The following is a 15,913-nucleotide window of genomic DNA, read 5'->3' as shown; positions in this document are numbered from 1 at the left end:
CGGTTTTCGGCAATTCTGGGAACTCTGATGGTTCCCGGTGGGTGCTACTTGGCGGGACGGGTAGCGTGGCCACCGAACTGGTGGCGCAGCGCGGAAACCATCTTCATGGCTGGCGAGGTGTCCTCCCGGGAGGCAAACCGGGCGAACAATGCGGCTGTAATAGCCGGAGCGGGAACTGCGTTGGCGATGGCTTCCTCAACGGTCCAACGGCCTTCACCGGAGTCTTCCACGTAGTCGTCAATCGAGGCCAGGCCGGGGTCCTCGTCAAGTGCCTTGACCATGAGGTCCAGGAGCCATGACCGGACGACGGTGCCTTTTTGCCATGCCCGGAACGTGCCGGGAAGGTCGGTGACGATGTCCTTGGCTGCAAGCAGTTCGTAGCCTTCGGCGTACGCCTGCATCAGGCCGTACTCGATCCCGTTGTGGACCATCTTGGCGTAATGGCCGGCACCAATGCCGCCGACGTGGACAAAGCTGTCCGCCCGCTCACCTTCGGGGCGCAATGCGTCGAAGACCGGCAGGGCACGTTCGATGTCTGCGGCGTCCCCGCCGGCCATCAGTCCGTACCCGTTCTGCAAGCCCCAGACTCCGCCCGAGACACCGCAGTCAGCGAAACGAATGTCTTTGGCGGCAAGGAGCTCGCCATGCTTTTGGTCCTCGGTGAACCTGGAGTTACCTCCGTCGATAACCAGGTCGCCCGGTTCCAGCTTTTCACTGAGCTCGGTGATAACGGCGTCCGTGATGGGCCCCGAAGGCACCATCACCCAGATGATCCTTGGCGCCGGAACGGTGGCGATCAGCTCCTCGACGCTGGCGGCATCGGTTACGTCCGGGTTGCGGTCGTAACCGGTGACTTCCACGCCTCCCTTGCGCAGGCGCTCACGCATGTTGAATCCCATTTTGCCGAGGCCTATCAATCCAATATGCATGGTGGATCTCATTTCTGCGCTGGTGTGTGGCGGCGGTGGGGGCGGGCCTGAGCTGGGGAAGGCTGGGAGCCGATGGGTGGGGACTAGTTGGGAAGCCGGACCGGCATGACCAGGTAGCGGTAGTCGTCCTGGTCTTCGCCGTCAGCGTCTGCCTGTGCCGTGATCATGGCAGGCTTGGGCGCCGTGGTGAAGGAGAACCGGACGAACTTGGTTTCGATCACGCTGAGCCCCTCGATCAGGTAATGCGGGTTGAAGGCAACCGTGATGTCCTCGCCGGACAACTGCGCCTCCAGCTCTTCCGATGCCTGGGCGTCTTCTCCCGTCCCGGCATCAAGGTTCAGCAGGCCGTCGGTGAAGGCAAGGCGGACCGGGGTGTTGCGCTCGGCCACCAGGGATACACGGCGGACGGCCTCAACGAGTTCCTGGGTCTGCACCGTGGCGTGGATCGGGGTGGACTCAGGGAACAGCGACCGGATCTTGGGGTAGTCGCCATCCACCAGCAATGAAGTGGTGGTTCGGCCGCCGCTCTCGAAACCGATCAGGCGGCTGTCGTCGTCGGACAGGGCGAGGTTGATGTCGCCGCTGTTACCAAGCGTTTTGGCTACTTCGTTGAGGGTTTTGGCCTTGACCAGGGCGCTGGTGGAGATCCCGGGAGTAACGGGCTTCCACGGTACTTCGCGCATTGCGAGCCGGTAGCGGTCGGTGGCCAGGAGCGTGATCAGGTCGTCTTCGATCTCCATCCGTACGCCGGTGAGGATGGGGAGGGTGTCGTCCTTGCTCGCCGCGATGATCACCTGGGAGACAGCCTGGGCAAAGGCATCACCCGGGACGGTTCCGCTGATGGCCGGCAGGGACGGAAGTGGCGGGTATTCAGCTTCCGGCATGGTGGCCAGGTGAAAGCTGCTCCGGCGGCAGGTGAGGGTGACTTTGTTGCCGTCGGTCTCCACGTCCACCGGGGCCGACGGCAGGCTGCGGCAGATATCAGCCAGGAGGCGTCCGGATACCAGGATGGTGCCTTCATCCCTGATGTCGGCTGTGATCTCAAGGCGCGCCGAGGTTTCGTAGTCAAAGCTGGAAAGGCTGACGGTTCCGGCTTCAGCCTTCAGCAGGAGGCCGGACAGGACAGGCACAGGAGGCCGCGGAGACAACGACCGGGCTGTCCAGGTGACGGCTTCTGCCAGGACGTCCCGATCGACTCTGAACTTCACGGAAGGGTGCCGCCTTTCATTGCTGCTGCCATGTAAACCCGGGAATCTCGCAGGAAACTCCGGAAGAAGTTGGGCGCCACCCGGCTGGTGCATGGTCCGCGGAGACAGAAACCACACGAAAACCCAGGGATGGGAGCGCTGCTGACAGCTTAGCCGGAAGATCGGGGATTAACCCATCCCCCGCAAGACCGGACCGGCCCTTCAGGGGCCGGCAGGCCCCCTCGGCGGACCAGCGGAAGGTTCTTGTTGTTTGAGGGATTTCAATTTTTTGGGATTAGTAGTGTTAATAACTGCTGTGGAAACTGTGGATAACCCGGTCCTGCCGCATGGTTCCGCGCTTAAGCCCTGTTCACCGACTGTGCGTTAAGTGGGTTTTAAACAGGGTGTGGATGGGGACAACGCAAACGGCCATTTTTGACGATCCACAGACGGCTTAAGGGTTTTAAGCCCATTAACCGCGCTTGTCCCCTTAAGTATCCACAGGCTTATCCACATGGCCCTGTTAATAAGGTATAGAGTGCCGGACGCGGTGTGGATTCAGGAGTCGCGTTGCTGCTGCTTGATCCGGTTGGTCAGCTCGGTCACCTGGTTGTAGATCACACGGCGCTCGGCCATGAGTTCGCGGATCTTCCGGTCTGCGTGGATGACGGTTGTGTGGTCGCGGCCGCCAAGTTCCTGTCCGATCTTGGGAAGTGACATGTCCGTCAGCTCCCGGCACAGGTACATGGCGATCTGGCGTGCAGTCACCAGGGTCCTGGTGCGGGACTTGCTGCAGAGCTCTTCCATGCTGAGCTTGAAGTAGTCAGCCGTCTGCTGGAGGATCTGGGCGGACGTGATCTCCTGTGCGCCGTCGTCCGTGATCAGGTCCTTCAGGACCATCTCGGCAAGGGCCACGTCCACGGGCTGCCGGTTCAGGCTGGCGAACGCGGTCACCCGGATCAGGGCGCCCTCAAGTTCTCGGATGTTGCTGGAGATCTTCGAGGCGATGTACTCCAAGGCATCGTCCGGGGCGGACAGTCCCTCGCTCAGCGCCTTCTTACGGAGGATGGCGATACGCGTCTCCAGTTCCGGCGGCTGGATGTCCGTCAGCAGGCCCCACTCGAAGCGGGACTTCATCCGGTCCTCGAACCCGGCCAACAGCTTGGGCGGCTGGTCAGAGGTGATGACCACCTGCTTGTTGTTGTTGTGCAGGGCGTTGAAGGTGTGGAAGAACTCCTCCAGCGTCCGGTCCTTGCCGGCCAGGAACTGGATGTCATCAATCAGCAGGACGTCGACGTTGCGGTACGTCGTCTTGAAGCTGGTGCCCTCGTCATCGCGGATCGAGTTGATGAAGTCGTTGGTGAATTCTTCCGAATTTACGTAGCGGACCCGGATCCCGCTGTAGAGGCGCCGGGCATAATGGCCGATCGCGTGCAGGAGGTGGGTCTTGCCCAGGCCCGAATCACCGTAGATGAAGAGCGGGTTGTAGGCCTTGGCGGGCGCTTCGGCAACAGCGACGGCGGCGGCGTGGGCGAACCGGTTCGAGGAACCAATCACGAAGGTGTCAAAGACGTACTTGGGGTTCAGCCGGCCGAACTCGTGCGACGTGCTGGGGAGCATAGGCTGCGGCTTCTGCTCGATGACCTGGTCCGGCGCGAAAGCAGGTTCGACGGCGGGCTCGGGCTCCTCGTGGATGGGCACCAGATCGGTGTCCACGTCGATGGCGCAGCGGATGTCTTCGGAAAAAACGTTATGGAGCGCATCGTCAAGGGCTTCCTTGACCTGGGTCTGAAGCACTTCGCGGGTTAGTTCGTTGGGGACGGCCACCAGGAGCGTGGAACCGATCAGGCCCTGCGCCTGGGCAAGGATGACAAAGCCACGCTGGCGCGGTGATACCCGGTGGTCCTGTTCCAGCAGGCTGACAACCCTTCTCCAGGAACTTCCGACAGTATTGGCGTGGTTGGCTTCGTCTACTGTCATCAATCGGTTCCCTCAAAACTTGCTATGCCTGCATTGCCTGCAGCCCCAAGTCCGGAACCAGGGTGCTGGCCCAGCTTCATCCACAGGGTTATGCACAGTCCGTGGATAATCGGCTACTGGGACACTCTAGGTGATGAAAAGCCTAGAAGATAGCTGGCTATCTGGCTGTGGATAATTACACGGTTGTGGTTCCGGAAGTGCCTCTGTGAGCCACTTCATCCACAGGCTGTTGGGGATACTTAGCAACAGCTGGGGACGGCCGTACGGGACCGCTCCGGTTTGACTCGGGCCTGCAAATTGCCCTAACGTTGTGAAGTCCTTTGTGTCCGCTTTTTGGGCCCCATCTGAACATCCAGGCGCAGTGCGCCTGGGCAGTCGGGGGAAGCGTGCATATACAAAACTTAGCGTCGGCCAGTTCTTCCCCTTACTGATCGGGTGGGCGCACCTTTGATCCACTGGAGTAACTAACGTGAGCAAGCGGACTTTTCAGCCGAATAACCGCCGTCGAGCCAAGAAGCACGGCTTCCGCCTTCGTATGCGTACCCGTGCCGGCCGTGCCATCCTGGCAGCCCGTCGTGGCAAGGGCCGCACCGAACTGTCGGCCTAAATAACTGGCTTGTCGGTAGACATTCCCTTGCGAGTTTAAGGTGCTGGCCGCCCGCAACCGCTTGAGGACCCCAACCGATTTTTCAACAACTGTACGTTCCGGTGTCCGCAATGGACGCCGGAACGTAGTGTTATATGCGGCAGCTATTGCTGCTGACGAACCCAGCCGGATCGGGTTCATTGTTTCCAAGAGTGTAGGGAACGCTGTGGTCAGAAACCTCGTTAAGAGGAGACTGAGAGAAGCGGGTGCTGCGTCGTTGCGCGAGCACGGTACAGGACTCGCCATCGTCGTGCGGGCGCTTCCTGCGTCCGCCTCGGCCAGCTGGGACCAGCTGCTGTCGGACTACAACGCTGCACTGGAATCTACGCTGAACCGGCTGGCCGGCCGTCCTTCGCGGGCTGCCGCCAGGGGTTCAGCCGGTACAACACAGGAGGGGACACCGCGTGCCTAACGCCACCGCCGTCGTCGCCCGTCTCCGCACCGTGATCGCCGTCGCCGGCAGGTTCCTCTGGAACCTGCCCCGGAACATCCTCATTCTTTTGCTGATGGCCTACCGCAAGGTGGTTTCTCCCTTGTACGGCCCGGTCTGCCGGTTCTTCCCGTCATGTTCCGCCTATGCCCTGGAAGCGGTCACCGTCCACGGTGCCGTCAAGGGAAGCTGGCTCGCAGCGCGGCGCCTTGGCCACTGCCACCCATGGAATGCCGGCGGAGTGGACCATGTCCCCGCCGGCGGCCGGGAATGGCCCGCGGGCCAGACCCCCACAATTGTTGTGCTGAACAATCCGGACAGGTACCTGGTTGCTCGGACTGATGAAGAAGGCCGCAGTGCGGCCTGACGAATAGGGATAAGTATGGACATCTTTGGAGCAATAATCGGCCCGTTCAAGTGGCTGGTTTCGTTCATCATGGTGGCGTTCCACGACGGGCTGAGCAGCATCGGCATGCCCGCCGCGAACGGCTGGACCTGGACGTTGGCCATCATCGGGCTGGTGCTGGTGATCCGTGCCGCGCTGATCCCGGTATTCGTCAAGCAGATCAAGGCCCAGCGCGGCATGCAGTTGCTGCAGCCGGACCTGAAGAAGCTGCAGGAGAAGTACAAGGGAAAAACCGACCAGCTGTCCCGCCAGGCCATGGCCCAGGAACAGATGGCCATGTACAAGAAGCATGGGACCAACCCCTTCTCGGCGTGCCTTCCCATGCTGATCCAGATGCCGTTCTTCTTCGCCCTGTTCCAGGTGCTCTCCGGCATTTCGCAGGCCAAGGACCAGGGAGCCGGCATCGGTGCGATGAGCCACGAACAGGTGGTGGAGTTCGATGCCTCCAGCATTTTCGGTGCGCCGCTGTCCGCCGCCCTGCTGCACGGCGGTGCCGGGAACACAGCCGTGGTGGTGCTCTCGATCGTGATGATCCTGGCCATGACGGCTTCGCAGTTCATCACGCAGAAGCAGATCATGGCCAAGAACATGTCCGAAGAAGCCATGGCCAGCCCGTTCATGCGGCAGCAGAAGATGATGCTCTACATCCTGCCTATCGTCTTCGGCGTGGGTGGCATCAACTTCCCCATCGGCGTCCTGATTTACTGGACCACCACCAACCTCTGGACCATGGGCCAGCAGTTCTTCGTTATCCGCCGGATGCCGACGCCGGGTTCCCCCGCAGCGAAGGCCCTCGCCGAGCGGCGTGCCGCCAAGGGCCTGCCGGCTCTGTCCGTTCTGAGCGGGAAGCGGGATGAGGCAGCCGACGACGCCGCAGCCGCCGCAGTTGAGATCAAGGGACAGCGTGTCCAGCCCCAGCGCAAGAACAGGAAGAAGAAGTAATGTCAGCCGAGAGCACCGAGCACGCCCTTTCTGAAGAGATCGAAGATCAGGACGAGTCCGTGGGCCAGGATGATTCCACCGCCAAGGGTTCCGCCGCCAGCCGCCTCGAGGAAGAGGGGGACGTCGCCGCCGACTACCTGGAGGAACTGCTGGATATCGCCGACATCGACGGCGACATCGACATCGAGGTCCGCAATGGACGGACCTACATCTCCATCGTTGCCGAAGAGGAGACCGAAGGGCTCGAAAGCCTGGTCGGCGAAGACGGTGAAGTCCTGGAAGCCCTGCAGGAACTCACCCGCCTGGCAGTGTTGTCTGCAACAGAGAACCGTTCACGGCTCGTGCTGGACATCAACGGCTACCGGCAGGAACGCACCGGGCACCTGCAGAAGATCGCCGAGGACGCAGCAGCTTCCGTAAAGGAATCCGGCAAGTCGGTGGCCCTGGAGCCAATGAGCGCCTACGAACGGAAGATCGTGCACGACGCCGTGGCTGACCTCGGCCTGGTCAGCGAGTCCGAGGGCGAGGGCGCCGGACGCCACATCGTCGTTTCCGCAGACTAGTGAATGCCGGACCAATAGTCATGGTTGACATCACGGCGGCAGAGCTGCGCGCTGCTGAGAAGATCTTTGGCGATCGCCTGGAGCTGGCAAAGCGGTACGTGGAGCACCTGGCCACGTCCGGTACCGAGCGGGGCCTCATCGGACCACGCGAGGTGCCCAGGCTGTGGAGCCGCCACGTGCTCAACTGCGCAGTCATCGAAAGTGAGATTGCGCGCGGAAGCCATGTGGCCGACGTCGGGAGCGGCGCCGGCCTGCCGGGCCTTTGCCTTGCCATTGCGCGTCCCGATCTTGAGCTCACCCTTATCGAACCGCTGGAGCGCAGGGTTATCTGGCTTCAGGAAGTTGTCGATGACCTCGGCCTGGGCAATGTCACGGTGATGCGCACCCGTGCCGAACTCGCTGTTGGGCATGTGGAGGCTGACGTTGTGACTGCGCGCGCCGTATCTGCGTTGACCAACCTCGCCGGCCTGACCATCCCACTGCTGGGAGGGCACGGCGAAGTGGTAGCCATCAAGGGCCGCAGCGCGGGCGAGGAAATCGAGAAGGCGGCCAAGACCATCCGTAAGCTGGGTGGCGTTGAGACGTCAGTACTGACCGTAGGTGACAACCTCCTGGAGGAGCCGACGACGGTTGTGCGCATCGTGGTGAACAAGTCCCAAAAGAAGTCCTAATGCGGGCCCGCTGACGGCTGTCAGCAGGCCGGAGCAGTTAGGCTAGACAACGGCAGCAAAATTGGCTGAACGAGAGTGAGTGTGCCCCAGTGACCAGTAGTGAAGCCTCCGCACAACGGATCCCACCGTTTGTGTCCTTGGGGTCGGCACGTTCTGTCGCTGGGTCAGGGCTTGCGGGCATCGCAATGGCTCCCGGCCGTGGTGGTAATCATCCAAAGCCGGTTGTTTCGTCCGCTTCCAGCAGTGCAGTTTCACGTGAAACAACCTCTGCCGGTCGTTCCAACGTTATTGATGCCATTGATGACTCGAGTCCCATCGCACGCGAACTTGCCCATGAAACCAAACGGCGTGAGCGTTTGGTGGGCCGGAAGCTCCCCCGCCCGGAAAAGACGCGGATCTTTACCGTCTCCAACCAGAAGGGCGGAGTAGGCAAGACCACCACGACGGTGAACATCGCCGCTGCCCTTGCTGCTGCCGGGCTGAATGTCCTGGTGATCGATATTGATCCGCAGGGCAATGCTTCCACCGCGTTGGGCATCGAGCACCACGCCGATGTGGACAGCATCTACGACGTGCTGATCAACGACGTCCCGCTGGCTGATGTGGTGGCCCCCTGCCCGGACATCGGAAAGCTCATCTGCGCACCCGCCACGATCCACCTTGCCGGCGCCGAAATTGAACTCGTATCCCTTGTAGCGCGTGAACAGCGCCTGCGCCGCGCCATCGACGTCTATGCCAAGGCACGCGAGAAAAACGGCGAAGAACGGCTGGACTACGTTTTCATTGACTGCCCGCCGAGCCTGGGCCTGCTGACGGTCAATGCCTTCTGTGCAGCCAATGAGGTCCTGATTCCCATTCAGTGCGAGTACTACGCCCTGGAAGGCCTCAGCCAACTCCTCAAGAACATTGAGATGATCCAGAAGCACCTCAATGCCGATCTTGTTGTCTCGACCATCCTGCTCACCATGTATGACGGCCGCACCAACCTGGCCGCCCAGGTAGCCGCGGAGGTGCGCCAGCACTTCCCCGACCAGGTCCTCTCGGCCGTCGTTCCCCGCTCCGTGCGAATTTCTGAGGCACCCAGCTACCAGCAGACGGTCATGACGTACGACCCTTCCTCAAGTGGTGCGCTGTCCTACCTGGAAGCCGCCGCGGAAATCGCCGAACGCTAGAATCTTCAATACCGCAACGCACGGAGCCAGGCTCGTCCCGGCTCTATCACTGGAGGGATTTACCCATGAGCGAGAAGCGACGGGGCCTAGGCCGCGGTCTTGGCGCGCTGATTCCTAGTTCCGCCGCAGCCAATGGGTCTTCCGGTAACGGCGGGGCGGTATCCCGGCCGGTGGATCTCTTCTTCCCCGAGGGCCGAAAAAAGACCGAACCCCAGGACCAGCCCGCAGCGCGTGCTGAAGCCAAGGCGGACAAGGATACGGCACCGAATGCCGCTGCTCGCCGGTCGCCGGTTAAACCAGCGGACGCAAAGTCCCCTGCCGGTAAGGGTGGTGCTGGGGAAACCAATGCTGATGCCAGTACCGATACGTCGGCTGCGAAAAAGGAGCCGGCCAGGAAGGCTCCCCGTGGGGGGTCCAAGTCGGCTGCAGACGCTGCCGTCCCTTCGGCTGGAACGCCTGCCGGGCCTGCCCCGGAGGATGAAGATGCTGCTGTAACGGTTTCTGCCGCTACACCCAATGCCGTGGACACCGGAGCGGACTCGGGGGTTGAACTCGTTGAGGTTCCCGGCGCCCGCTTCGCGGAAATTTCCGTTGCTGACATTCACCCCAACCGGAAGCAGCCACGCAGCGTCTTCGATGAAGATGACATGGCCGAGCTTGTGCACTCAGTACGCGAGATTGGCGTCCTCCAGCCTATCGTGGTTCGCACATCAACCGAAGATGGTAGCGAACCTTACGAACTGGTCATGGGTGAACGCCGCTGGCGCGCAGTGCAGGCGGCAGGCCTCGATACCATCCCAGCGATCATCCGGGACACGACAGATGACGACCTCCTGCGTGACGCACTGCTGGAGAACCTCCACCGCAGCCAGCTGAACCCCCTGGAAGAGGCGGCGGCGTACCAGCAGCTCCTGGAGGACTTTGGTACCACCCACGAGCAGCTTGCAGACCGCATTGGGCGTTCCCGGCCGCAGGTGTCCAACACCCTGCGGCTCCTGAAGCTTCCGCCGCTGGTGCAGCGCCGCGTCGCTGCCGGTGTACTGTCAGCGGGCCATGCCAGGGCGCTGCTTTCCCTGCCTGACGCGGCGGCAATGGAACGGCTTGCCCAAAAGATCGTTGCCGAAGGCATGTCTGTCCGGGCGACGGAAGAAGCAGTCACCCTGTACCAGGATCCTGCAAAGCCGGCCAAGAACAACATCCCCCGCCCCGGCGCCAGGCACGAGCGCCTCGACTATCTCGCTTCCTCGCTCTCCGACCGTCTGGACACCAACGTCAAGATCTCATTGGGAGTCCGCAAGGGCAAGGTCAGCATTGAGTTTGCAAGCGTTGAAGATTTGAACCGCATTATGGACGTTTTAGCTCCTGGCTCAAATAACTAACTGGCTCAAATAACTGCCTACATGAAAGGGCCCGGTTCCTTGAGAATCGGGCCTTTTCTTGTCCACTGGGCGCTTCTACCGCCCGGGTGTCCTGAAGCAACTTAATTTTCGTATGTCCGTTGGCGTAAAAAAGGAACACTGGGCCCATAGCCTGACACCGTCCGGGTAGTGAAGCGGAAGAACGCGCCAACTAATAGCGGACAACGTTTCCGTGTCATTCCGGCACTTCCCAATTACGATGCAATGGCAGATTAGCAGCTTTGAGTAAGTATCTTCCGATTTGAGATGCTCATGCGAATTCAGTAAGTCCGGCCAACTGCGTTGTCTCTTAGGTCAGAACCTCCATGGAGCGTCCGATAGTTTCACGTGAAACAGGCGCCTGGTCCTCCTCACAAGTCGTTCGGCCAGGGATTGTCATGGCATTTTCTATTAGCATCTGTAGGTACGACGCACAGGTTGTTGGATGACTCTTCAGCGCCGCGCGAAGGCGACCGACTTTTCGCTCAAACACCTCAGCAGACTTGTCAGTGAGGGACGTGGGGTCCGGTGGACCGTCGTACCCGTATCAGTACTTCAATCTCTCTACAGTACTGACGAATCCCGTGCCACTGACGTCAGGGCACTGGGGGGCGGCCGGCATAACGGGCGACCAAGGAACGCAGACGTAGTAGATGGGTTCGAATGCGCTAATCTCCATGAAGCGATGACTGGTAGAGACTCTGCGGTAGTGGTCAGCCGAGGTGTGTCCAGTTCACTGATGAGAACAAGGGACCTGACTGGCAAACTGCTGAGAGATACCTAGAGGTCTCCTGTTCACTGCGTTGTCCCGACATCGTCGCGCGCGTCAGCTCCAATTCCCCGAAGGGTCACATCTGGGCTGTTGCACCACGACAAGAGTCATCCCCCGCAGAAATCGCATCACAGGCGGCTCAAGGCGGCGCAGCGGATAGTCCTTTGGTGCGCCGACATTGGATCTTATCGACTCCATCTCGAGTAGGTTGGCTGGCTCGCACTGGTTCTACCTACGCCCGGTGAAAGCCGCCTGCTTGGATGTTTCACGTGAAACGCGTGTTCAAGTAGGGCTCCGTACTGCCAGGACAGGTGTTTCACGTGAAACAGCTGAGCCCGACCGATGCTGACGTGGATCTGCGTCATGGCGAGCGAGCAGATCTCCCTCTAGGACATGTGCCAAGTGCACCCTGTGTGGCATTCTGGTCCTTCGATTGGCCGGACGTGTCCACCGCATCGATGCTAACTCAAAGGCCATAGCTGTGGCGAGAGCGGCTATGAGTATTAGCGCAGTGGGGTTGTACTGTTTCACGTGAAACGCCCGCAGCTGCGCCGTGTATCGGGCTAGCGCAAACTGGGCCAGCAAGACGTGTCGTTTCGGTCTGCTGTGCGCGTTCGAGGCCTCGGCCGAGGAGAGGGCCCAGCGGATCAAAATCACCGTCGAGCCAAACGGATGATCGTCTTAGATGGGGCGGCTTGCGTGAGGAACCGAAGTCGACCGGGCGGCGCTCAGCTAACGAGGACCGGCTAATGATCCTATATCCAGGTCTCAACATGGGGCGTCACCGACGTTCAACTGCACGCTGCAATGCCCTGGTTCTGGACAAGATCAGTGGGAGGGTGTGATCTGGTAATCCCGCAGGGAGAAGGTCGATGTGGTTAGGAGTGCTCAATGGGGCGGATTGAGTGTCCTTGACAGGATTGCCGGTGACCGCGCATGGAATCGGGATGGGCGTACTGTCCAGTGCCCCACATGGCGCAAAGCAACTGAGCCTTCTGACACAGTGCGTCGGGTGAGGCGCGCTAGCGCGAGATCTGGAGATAGATGCTGATAATGCGACGCAGTGTGGCCGAGGATGGCTGAGGCTGACGGTATCGACTCCGGACCCGTCTTGCCTGTCGCGTCGGACATACCTCGGCAGTACTACCGGCGCCGCTGCCTCCTCCCCGGACCCGGGTTTTCCCTAGTAGTCGGCACATCCTAACCGGTGGATATCGCTGTGGATAACTTTGTGGATATAGACGTTCAACCAGAGGAGTCGCCACGCGCCTCCTATCCCCTAATGGGGACCATCCTGCCCGACGTGACCGGAACTACTGAAGGGGAAACCTTCGAGCTGCTGCCGATGTTTCACGTGGAACCAAGCGCAGCAATGCATGCACGACGAAATCACCGGCGTCGTCACCCAATGGAGGTTAATTAACCTCAGCAGACCGTAAGGCAGGCGGCGCAAAGCTGCAGTTGAGCACCCTGCCTTGGTCGGGGCGGGGCCGTACGCTGCGGGGACGGTGCACATGGTCAGGGGTTGCTTCCGGCATCCGAACGCAGCCAGTCCGGCAATTACCTGTGGATAAGCCTGTTGATTTCCATCGAGGCGACTGGGGATAACGCTGTGGATAACTCCACCCCGGCTCTGGAGGCCCGTGCTTCCTTCATGGCGCAGGTTTCACGTCTCGCCCGTCTCAGGAGCCGCACGGACTCGCTTATGGGCAGCCGCGAAAGGGCTGCCTAAGAGGCTCGCCTCTGCCGCGGTGCCATCCAGGACACAAACCTTGTCTTGTCCCATTGAAACAGTAGTCCTAAGCCCGCGTGGTGAAGGTGATGCTCAAGCACGAAGATCGACCTTGCTGCCCCATCTACTGGCGACACGGCTTGGGCAAGGAGCCAGGGCGGATCTGTGGTTTTGGGTCCTCCTAAAGCGGGAACTCACGGGAGACACGACGGCGGCTGGCGTATTCCCTTCAGGGACATCCTTGGTGCCCTGTCAGTCGCAACGATGATCCGGAGCATAGGCATCAATCAATCCCCCGATATTTGGGCGATCCCCGAATGAGCCTAAGCCGCTGCTCTATCCGTTTCACGTGAAACGAATGCTAGTCTGTCCGATGTTTCACGTGAAACAATTGCAGGTCTTCGGAAGATCCACTTCGATATCGTCGAAAAAGCCTCACCGTCGGGCAATAGTTGAGAAGGGACTGTGATGCGACTGAAGTCCTGTACGTCGGCCGCGCGGAGAATTCTTAGGCTCAACCCGCAGCGCAAAGCGCTGAGCATCGGTCGAGGATCGAGAGCCAGATCTGTGTCCAGAGCAGGGCAAGCCAACATCCTGGTTCATAGCGCTTCTGAGCAGGGAATGTATGGGTTGACTGAGCTGTACAAATCCTTTCGACGGCACCGGCCGGGAGCGGGAAACTTAGTCGCTTGGATGGCAGATGTAGGCCACTTGGGGCGCTCTAGTGGGTGCCACTGGCGCCGGCTGACCCTGCTGATGAGCTGGGGTCGCATTTAGGCAGTCGGACGTTCCGTGCCGTGGTTGGGCCGCTGCTTTGCTTGTGGCAAATCTAAACGGGGCCCAGGGTATGCGTGGAGCGCGGCTCCATTAGTGCACACGTCTGCTGACGGACTTTGCGGGCGTAGTGCAGCAGGATCACCGGCAAAATTACAGCTCGGCGCAGCGTGCGTAATGGGCGGGGAGTACCGGCACAGCGATTGCGGGAAACAGCAGACAGTTTTGTTGTATTCATAGAGAATTTTTGACTTCCTGGTCATTTCTTTCGTCCGCGAAGATTCACGAGATTCGAAGGCTGGCAGTTCCGATTCATAAGTCGGTTGCCGCTAGCTGTGGAAGTCCGAGTGCCATCTTTCTTGAACAGATGTTTCACGTGAAACGCCAGCGCTTCTCAATGTGTCGGCTTAGGCGCGACATCCTGGCCCGCTTCCAGGCACAAGCGGACATGCTGCTGATGGTCCCCGGTAACCGTAAACAGCATTCATCCTTCGATTTCCTGCCCGCGATTCGTGCCAGAACCCTGTGACCGCAAAGATTCGTTTCACGAGCCGATATTTTTGCGTTGTGTGCAGCGACTCGTTGGGCGGTTGTAGATCTGCGGACCCTGCGAATTGCGAATACCACAGCCCGGCGAGTCGAATAGCGAAAAGAAAGCCGGGATGGGGCCGCGCTCCTGGACAGCTCTTTGTGTTTCACGTGAAACACTGTCGCCGATGCCGATGCCGATGCCTGGGCCCACTACTAAAGGGACGGGATGCAGAAAGGTGGCCACCGCCAGCCGGCAGTGACCACCTTTCTAAGTTTTTCCTGCAGGATCGACTGCAGGTACCTCACATATCAGGAGAGGACGTCGGCGAATTCCTTCTCAAAGAACTGCTTCGGCTTGGCGCCGATGACGGTACTCTTTACCTCACCGCGCTGGAAGAGGTACACAGCCGGAATAGAGGTAATCCCATACTGCGCGGCGATGGCAGGGTTGTCGTCGACGTTTACTTTGACGACGTCAACCTTTTCGCTGTACTCCCCCGCGATCTCGTCCAGGATCGGGCCGAGCTTGCGGCACGGACCACACCATTCGGCCCAGAAATCAACGATGACCGGCTTGTCGGCAGAGAGGACATCGGTGTCGAAACTTGCGTCAGTTACATCTTTTGCGTTGCTCATAACCTTCTCTTTCTTTTCAAACTACGGTGGCGCAAATTAGGCGGACAGGTCGGCCAGATAGTGCTCGACGTCGATGGCCGCAACACAGCCCGAACCTGAGGCGGTAATGGCCTGCCGGTAGGTGGGGTCGACAACATCACCAGCAGCGAAGACGCCCGGAAGACTGGTCCGGGAACTCCTCCCCTGTACTGCGATGGTCCCTTCCGGAGCCAGGTCCAGGACATCCTTGACGAGATCCGTGCGGGGATCGTTACCAATGGCTACGAAGACTCCGGTAACAGCGAGCTCGGACAGCGAACCGTCCAAAAGGTTCTTCAACCGAAGGCCGGTTACCTTATCCGTGCCGAGGACGTCATCAACGGTGCTGTTCCAGACGAAACTGATCTTTTCGTGGGCCAGGGCACGGTCTGCCATGATCTTCGACGCTTTCAGCGAGTCACGGCGGTGAACAACCGTAACTGATTTCGCAAACTTGGTGAGGAATAGCGCTTCTTCCATGGCCGAGTCGCCGCCACCGATGACGGCAATGTCTTGGTCCTTGAAGAAGAAACCGTCACAGGTTGCACACCAGCTAACACCGTGTCCTGAGAGCCGCTTTTCGTTGGGCAAGCCCAGTTCCCGGTAGGCGGAGCCGGTGGAGAGAATGACTGCCTTTGCTTTGAAGGTCTCCCCCGTTGCGATGGTGACCGTCTTGACGGGGCCGTCGAGTTCAAGGTCAGTAACGTCCTCGAACTGGATCTCCGTCCCGAACCGGGCGGCCTGCTTCTCGAAGTTCTCCATCAGGTCCGGTCCCATGATGCCCTCCGGGAACCCCGGGTAGTTTTCCACGTCCGTGGTATTCATCAGTTCCCCGCCGGCGGTTACCGATCCAGCCAGTAGCAGAGGCTTGAGGTTTGCCCTGGCGGTGTAGACGGCTGCTGTGTAGCCCGCTGGGCCCGAGCCCACGATGATGACGTCGCGAACGTCCGACGCCGACTTCTCTTCGATGGTCACTGGACCGTGAACCTCTTCCTTTTTCGACTCGCCTCCACTCGGAGGCCGGCCACATGGCACAACTGTGTCCGCTTGCTGAATATTCCAGCGCCCGAGCGACGTGGGCCATCCCGCAGCACAGAGGCAGCACCAGCCCGCTTGATGGTGGTGGT

General features: G+C 60.3%; 13 protein-coding genes. 8 read left to right on the top strand and 5 right to left on the bottom strand.

What is annotated here, in order from left to right; all coding sequences use genetic code 11:
- Nucleotides 1-44 precede the first annotated feature (44 nt).
- The 3 genes from gnd to dnaA form a co-directional block, all read right to left on the bottom strand.
- The gene (gene gnd / locus NIBR502770_RS17955; RefSeq protein WP_141182857.1) at nucleotides 45-929 is read right to left on the bottom strand and encodes a phosphogluconate dehydrogenase (NAD(+)-dependent, decarboxylating); all 885 of its coding nucleotides are present in this window, start codon (nucleotides 927-929) and stop codon (nucleotides 45-47) included.
- Between the two features lie 83 nt (nucleotides 930-1,012).
- Complete coding sequence (gene dnaN, locus NIBR502770_RS17950; RefSeq protein WP_141158802.1) at nucleotides 1,013-2,137, bottom strand: DNA polymerase III subunit beta; 1,125 nt, start codon at nucleotides 2,135-2,137, stop codon at nucleotides 1,013-1,015.
- Between the two features lie 537 nt (nucleotides 2,138-2,674).
- Nucleotides 2,675-4,096, bottom strand: coding sequence for a chromosomal replication initiator protein DnaA (gene dnaA, locus NIBR502770_RS17945; RefSeq protein ID WP_141158803.1), 1,422 nt, complete (start codon nucleotides 4,094-4,096; stop codon nucleotides 2,675-2,677).
- Between the two features lie 469 nt (nucleotides 4,097-4,565).
- On the opposite strand from dnaA, the gene rpmH reads away from it, so the two are divergent.
- The 8 genes from rpmH to NIBR502770_RS17905 all read left to right on the top strand — a co-directional run bounded on the left by rpmH (nucleotide 4,566) and on the right by NIBR502770_RS17905 (nucleotide 10,305).
- On the top strand, nucleotides 4,566-4,703 hold the full coding sequence (gene rpmH, locus NIBR502770_RS17940; RefSeq protein ID WP_003800212.1) for a 50S ribosomal protein L34: 138 nt from the start codon (nucleotides 4,566-4,568) through the stop codon (nucleotides 4,701-4,703).
- Nucleotides 4,704-4,743: 40 nt separating this feature from the next.
- A complete protein-coding gene (rnpA, locus tag NIBR502770_RS17935; RefSeq protein ID WP_141158804.1) occupies nucleotides 4,744-5,154 on the top strand; it encodes a ribonuclease P protein component in 411 nt (136 codons plus the stop codon).
- Nucleotides 5,147-5,539, top strand: coding sequence for a membrane protein insertion efficiency factor YidD (gene yidD, locus NIBR502770_RS17930; RefSeq protein ID WP_210418884.1), 393 nt, complete (start codon nucleotides 5,147-5,149; stop codon nucleotides 5,537-5,539). Before rnpA ends, yidD begins: the two co-directional genes overlap by 8 nt.
- 15 nt (nucleotides 5,540-5,554) lie before the next feature.
- Nucleotides 5,555-6,520: a membrane protein insertase YidC gene (gene yidC, locus NIBR502770_RS17925; RefSeq protein WP_141158806.1), complete on the top strand. Its 966-nt coding sequence runs from the start codon at nucleotides 5,555-5,557 to the stop codon at nucleotides 6,518-6,520.
- Nucleotides 6,520-7,083, top strand: a complete 564-nt coding sequence (locus tag NIBR502770_RS17920; RefSeq protein ID WP_141158807.1) for a R3H domain-containing nucleic acid-binding protein — start codon at nucleotides 6,520-6,522, stop codon at nucleotides 7,081-7,083. Before yidC ends, NIBR502770_RS17920 begins: the two co-directional genes overlap by 1 nt.
- A 20-nt stretch (nucleotides 7,084-7,103) precedes the next feature.
- Nucleotides 7,104-7,754, top strand: a complete 651-nt coding sequence (gene rsmG, locus NIBR502770_RS17915) for a 16S rRNA (guanine(527)-N(7))-methyltransferase RsmG (protein ID WP_141182855.1) — start codon at nucleotides 7,104-7,106, stop codon at nucleotides 7,752-7,754.
- Between the two features lie 89 nt (nucleotides 7,755-7,843).
- A complete protein-coding gene (locus NIBR502770_RS17910) occupies nucleotides 7,844-8,926 on the top strand; it encodes a ParA family protein (RefSeq protein WP_246839819.1) in 1,083 nt (360 codons plus the stop codon).
- Nucleotides 8,927-8,991: 65 nt separating this feature from the next.
- Nucleotides 8,992-10,305: a ParB/RepB/Spo0J family partition protein gene (locus NIBR502770_RS17905; protein WP_141182854.1), complete on the top strand. Its 1,314-nt coding sequence runs from the start codon at nucleotides 8,992-8,994 to the stop codon at nucleotides 10,303-10,305.
- Between the two features lie 4,136 nt (nucleotides 10,306-14,441).
- On the opposite strand, the gene trxA is transcribed toward NIBR502770_RS17905, so the two are convergent.
- Both trxA and trxB read right to left on the bottom strand, forming a co-directional pair.
- Nucleotides 14,442-14,768, bottom strand: coding sequence for a thioredoxin (trxA, locus tag NIBR502770_RS17900; RefSeq protein WP_141182853.1), 327 nt, complete (start codon nucleotides 14,766-14,768; stop codon nucleotides 14,442-14,444).
- A gap of 36 nt (nucleotides 14,769-14,804) precedes the next feature.
- Nucleotides 14,805-15,761: a thioredoxin-disulfide reductase gene (gene trxB / locus NIBR502770_RS17895; RefSeq protein ID WP_141158812.1), complete on the bottom strand. Its 957-nt coding sequence runs from the start codon at nucleotides 15,759-15,761 to the stop codon at nucleotides 14,805-14,807.
- Between the last annotated feature and the right edge of the window lie 152 nt (nucleotides 15,762-15,913).

The sequence above is a fragment of the Pseudarthrobacter sp. NIBRBAC000502770 genome (assembly GCF_006517815.1).
GTDB lineage: Bacteria > Actinomycetota > Actinomycetes > Actinomycetales > Micrococcaceae > Arthrobacter > Arthrobacter niigatensis.
Note: the sequence above shows the minus strand (reverse complement) of the source record. Positions and strands in the feature narration are given on the sequence as shown.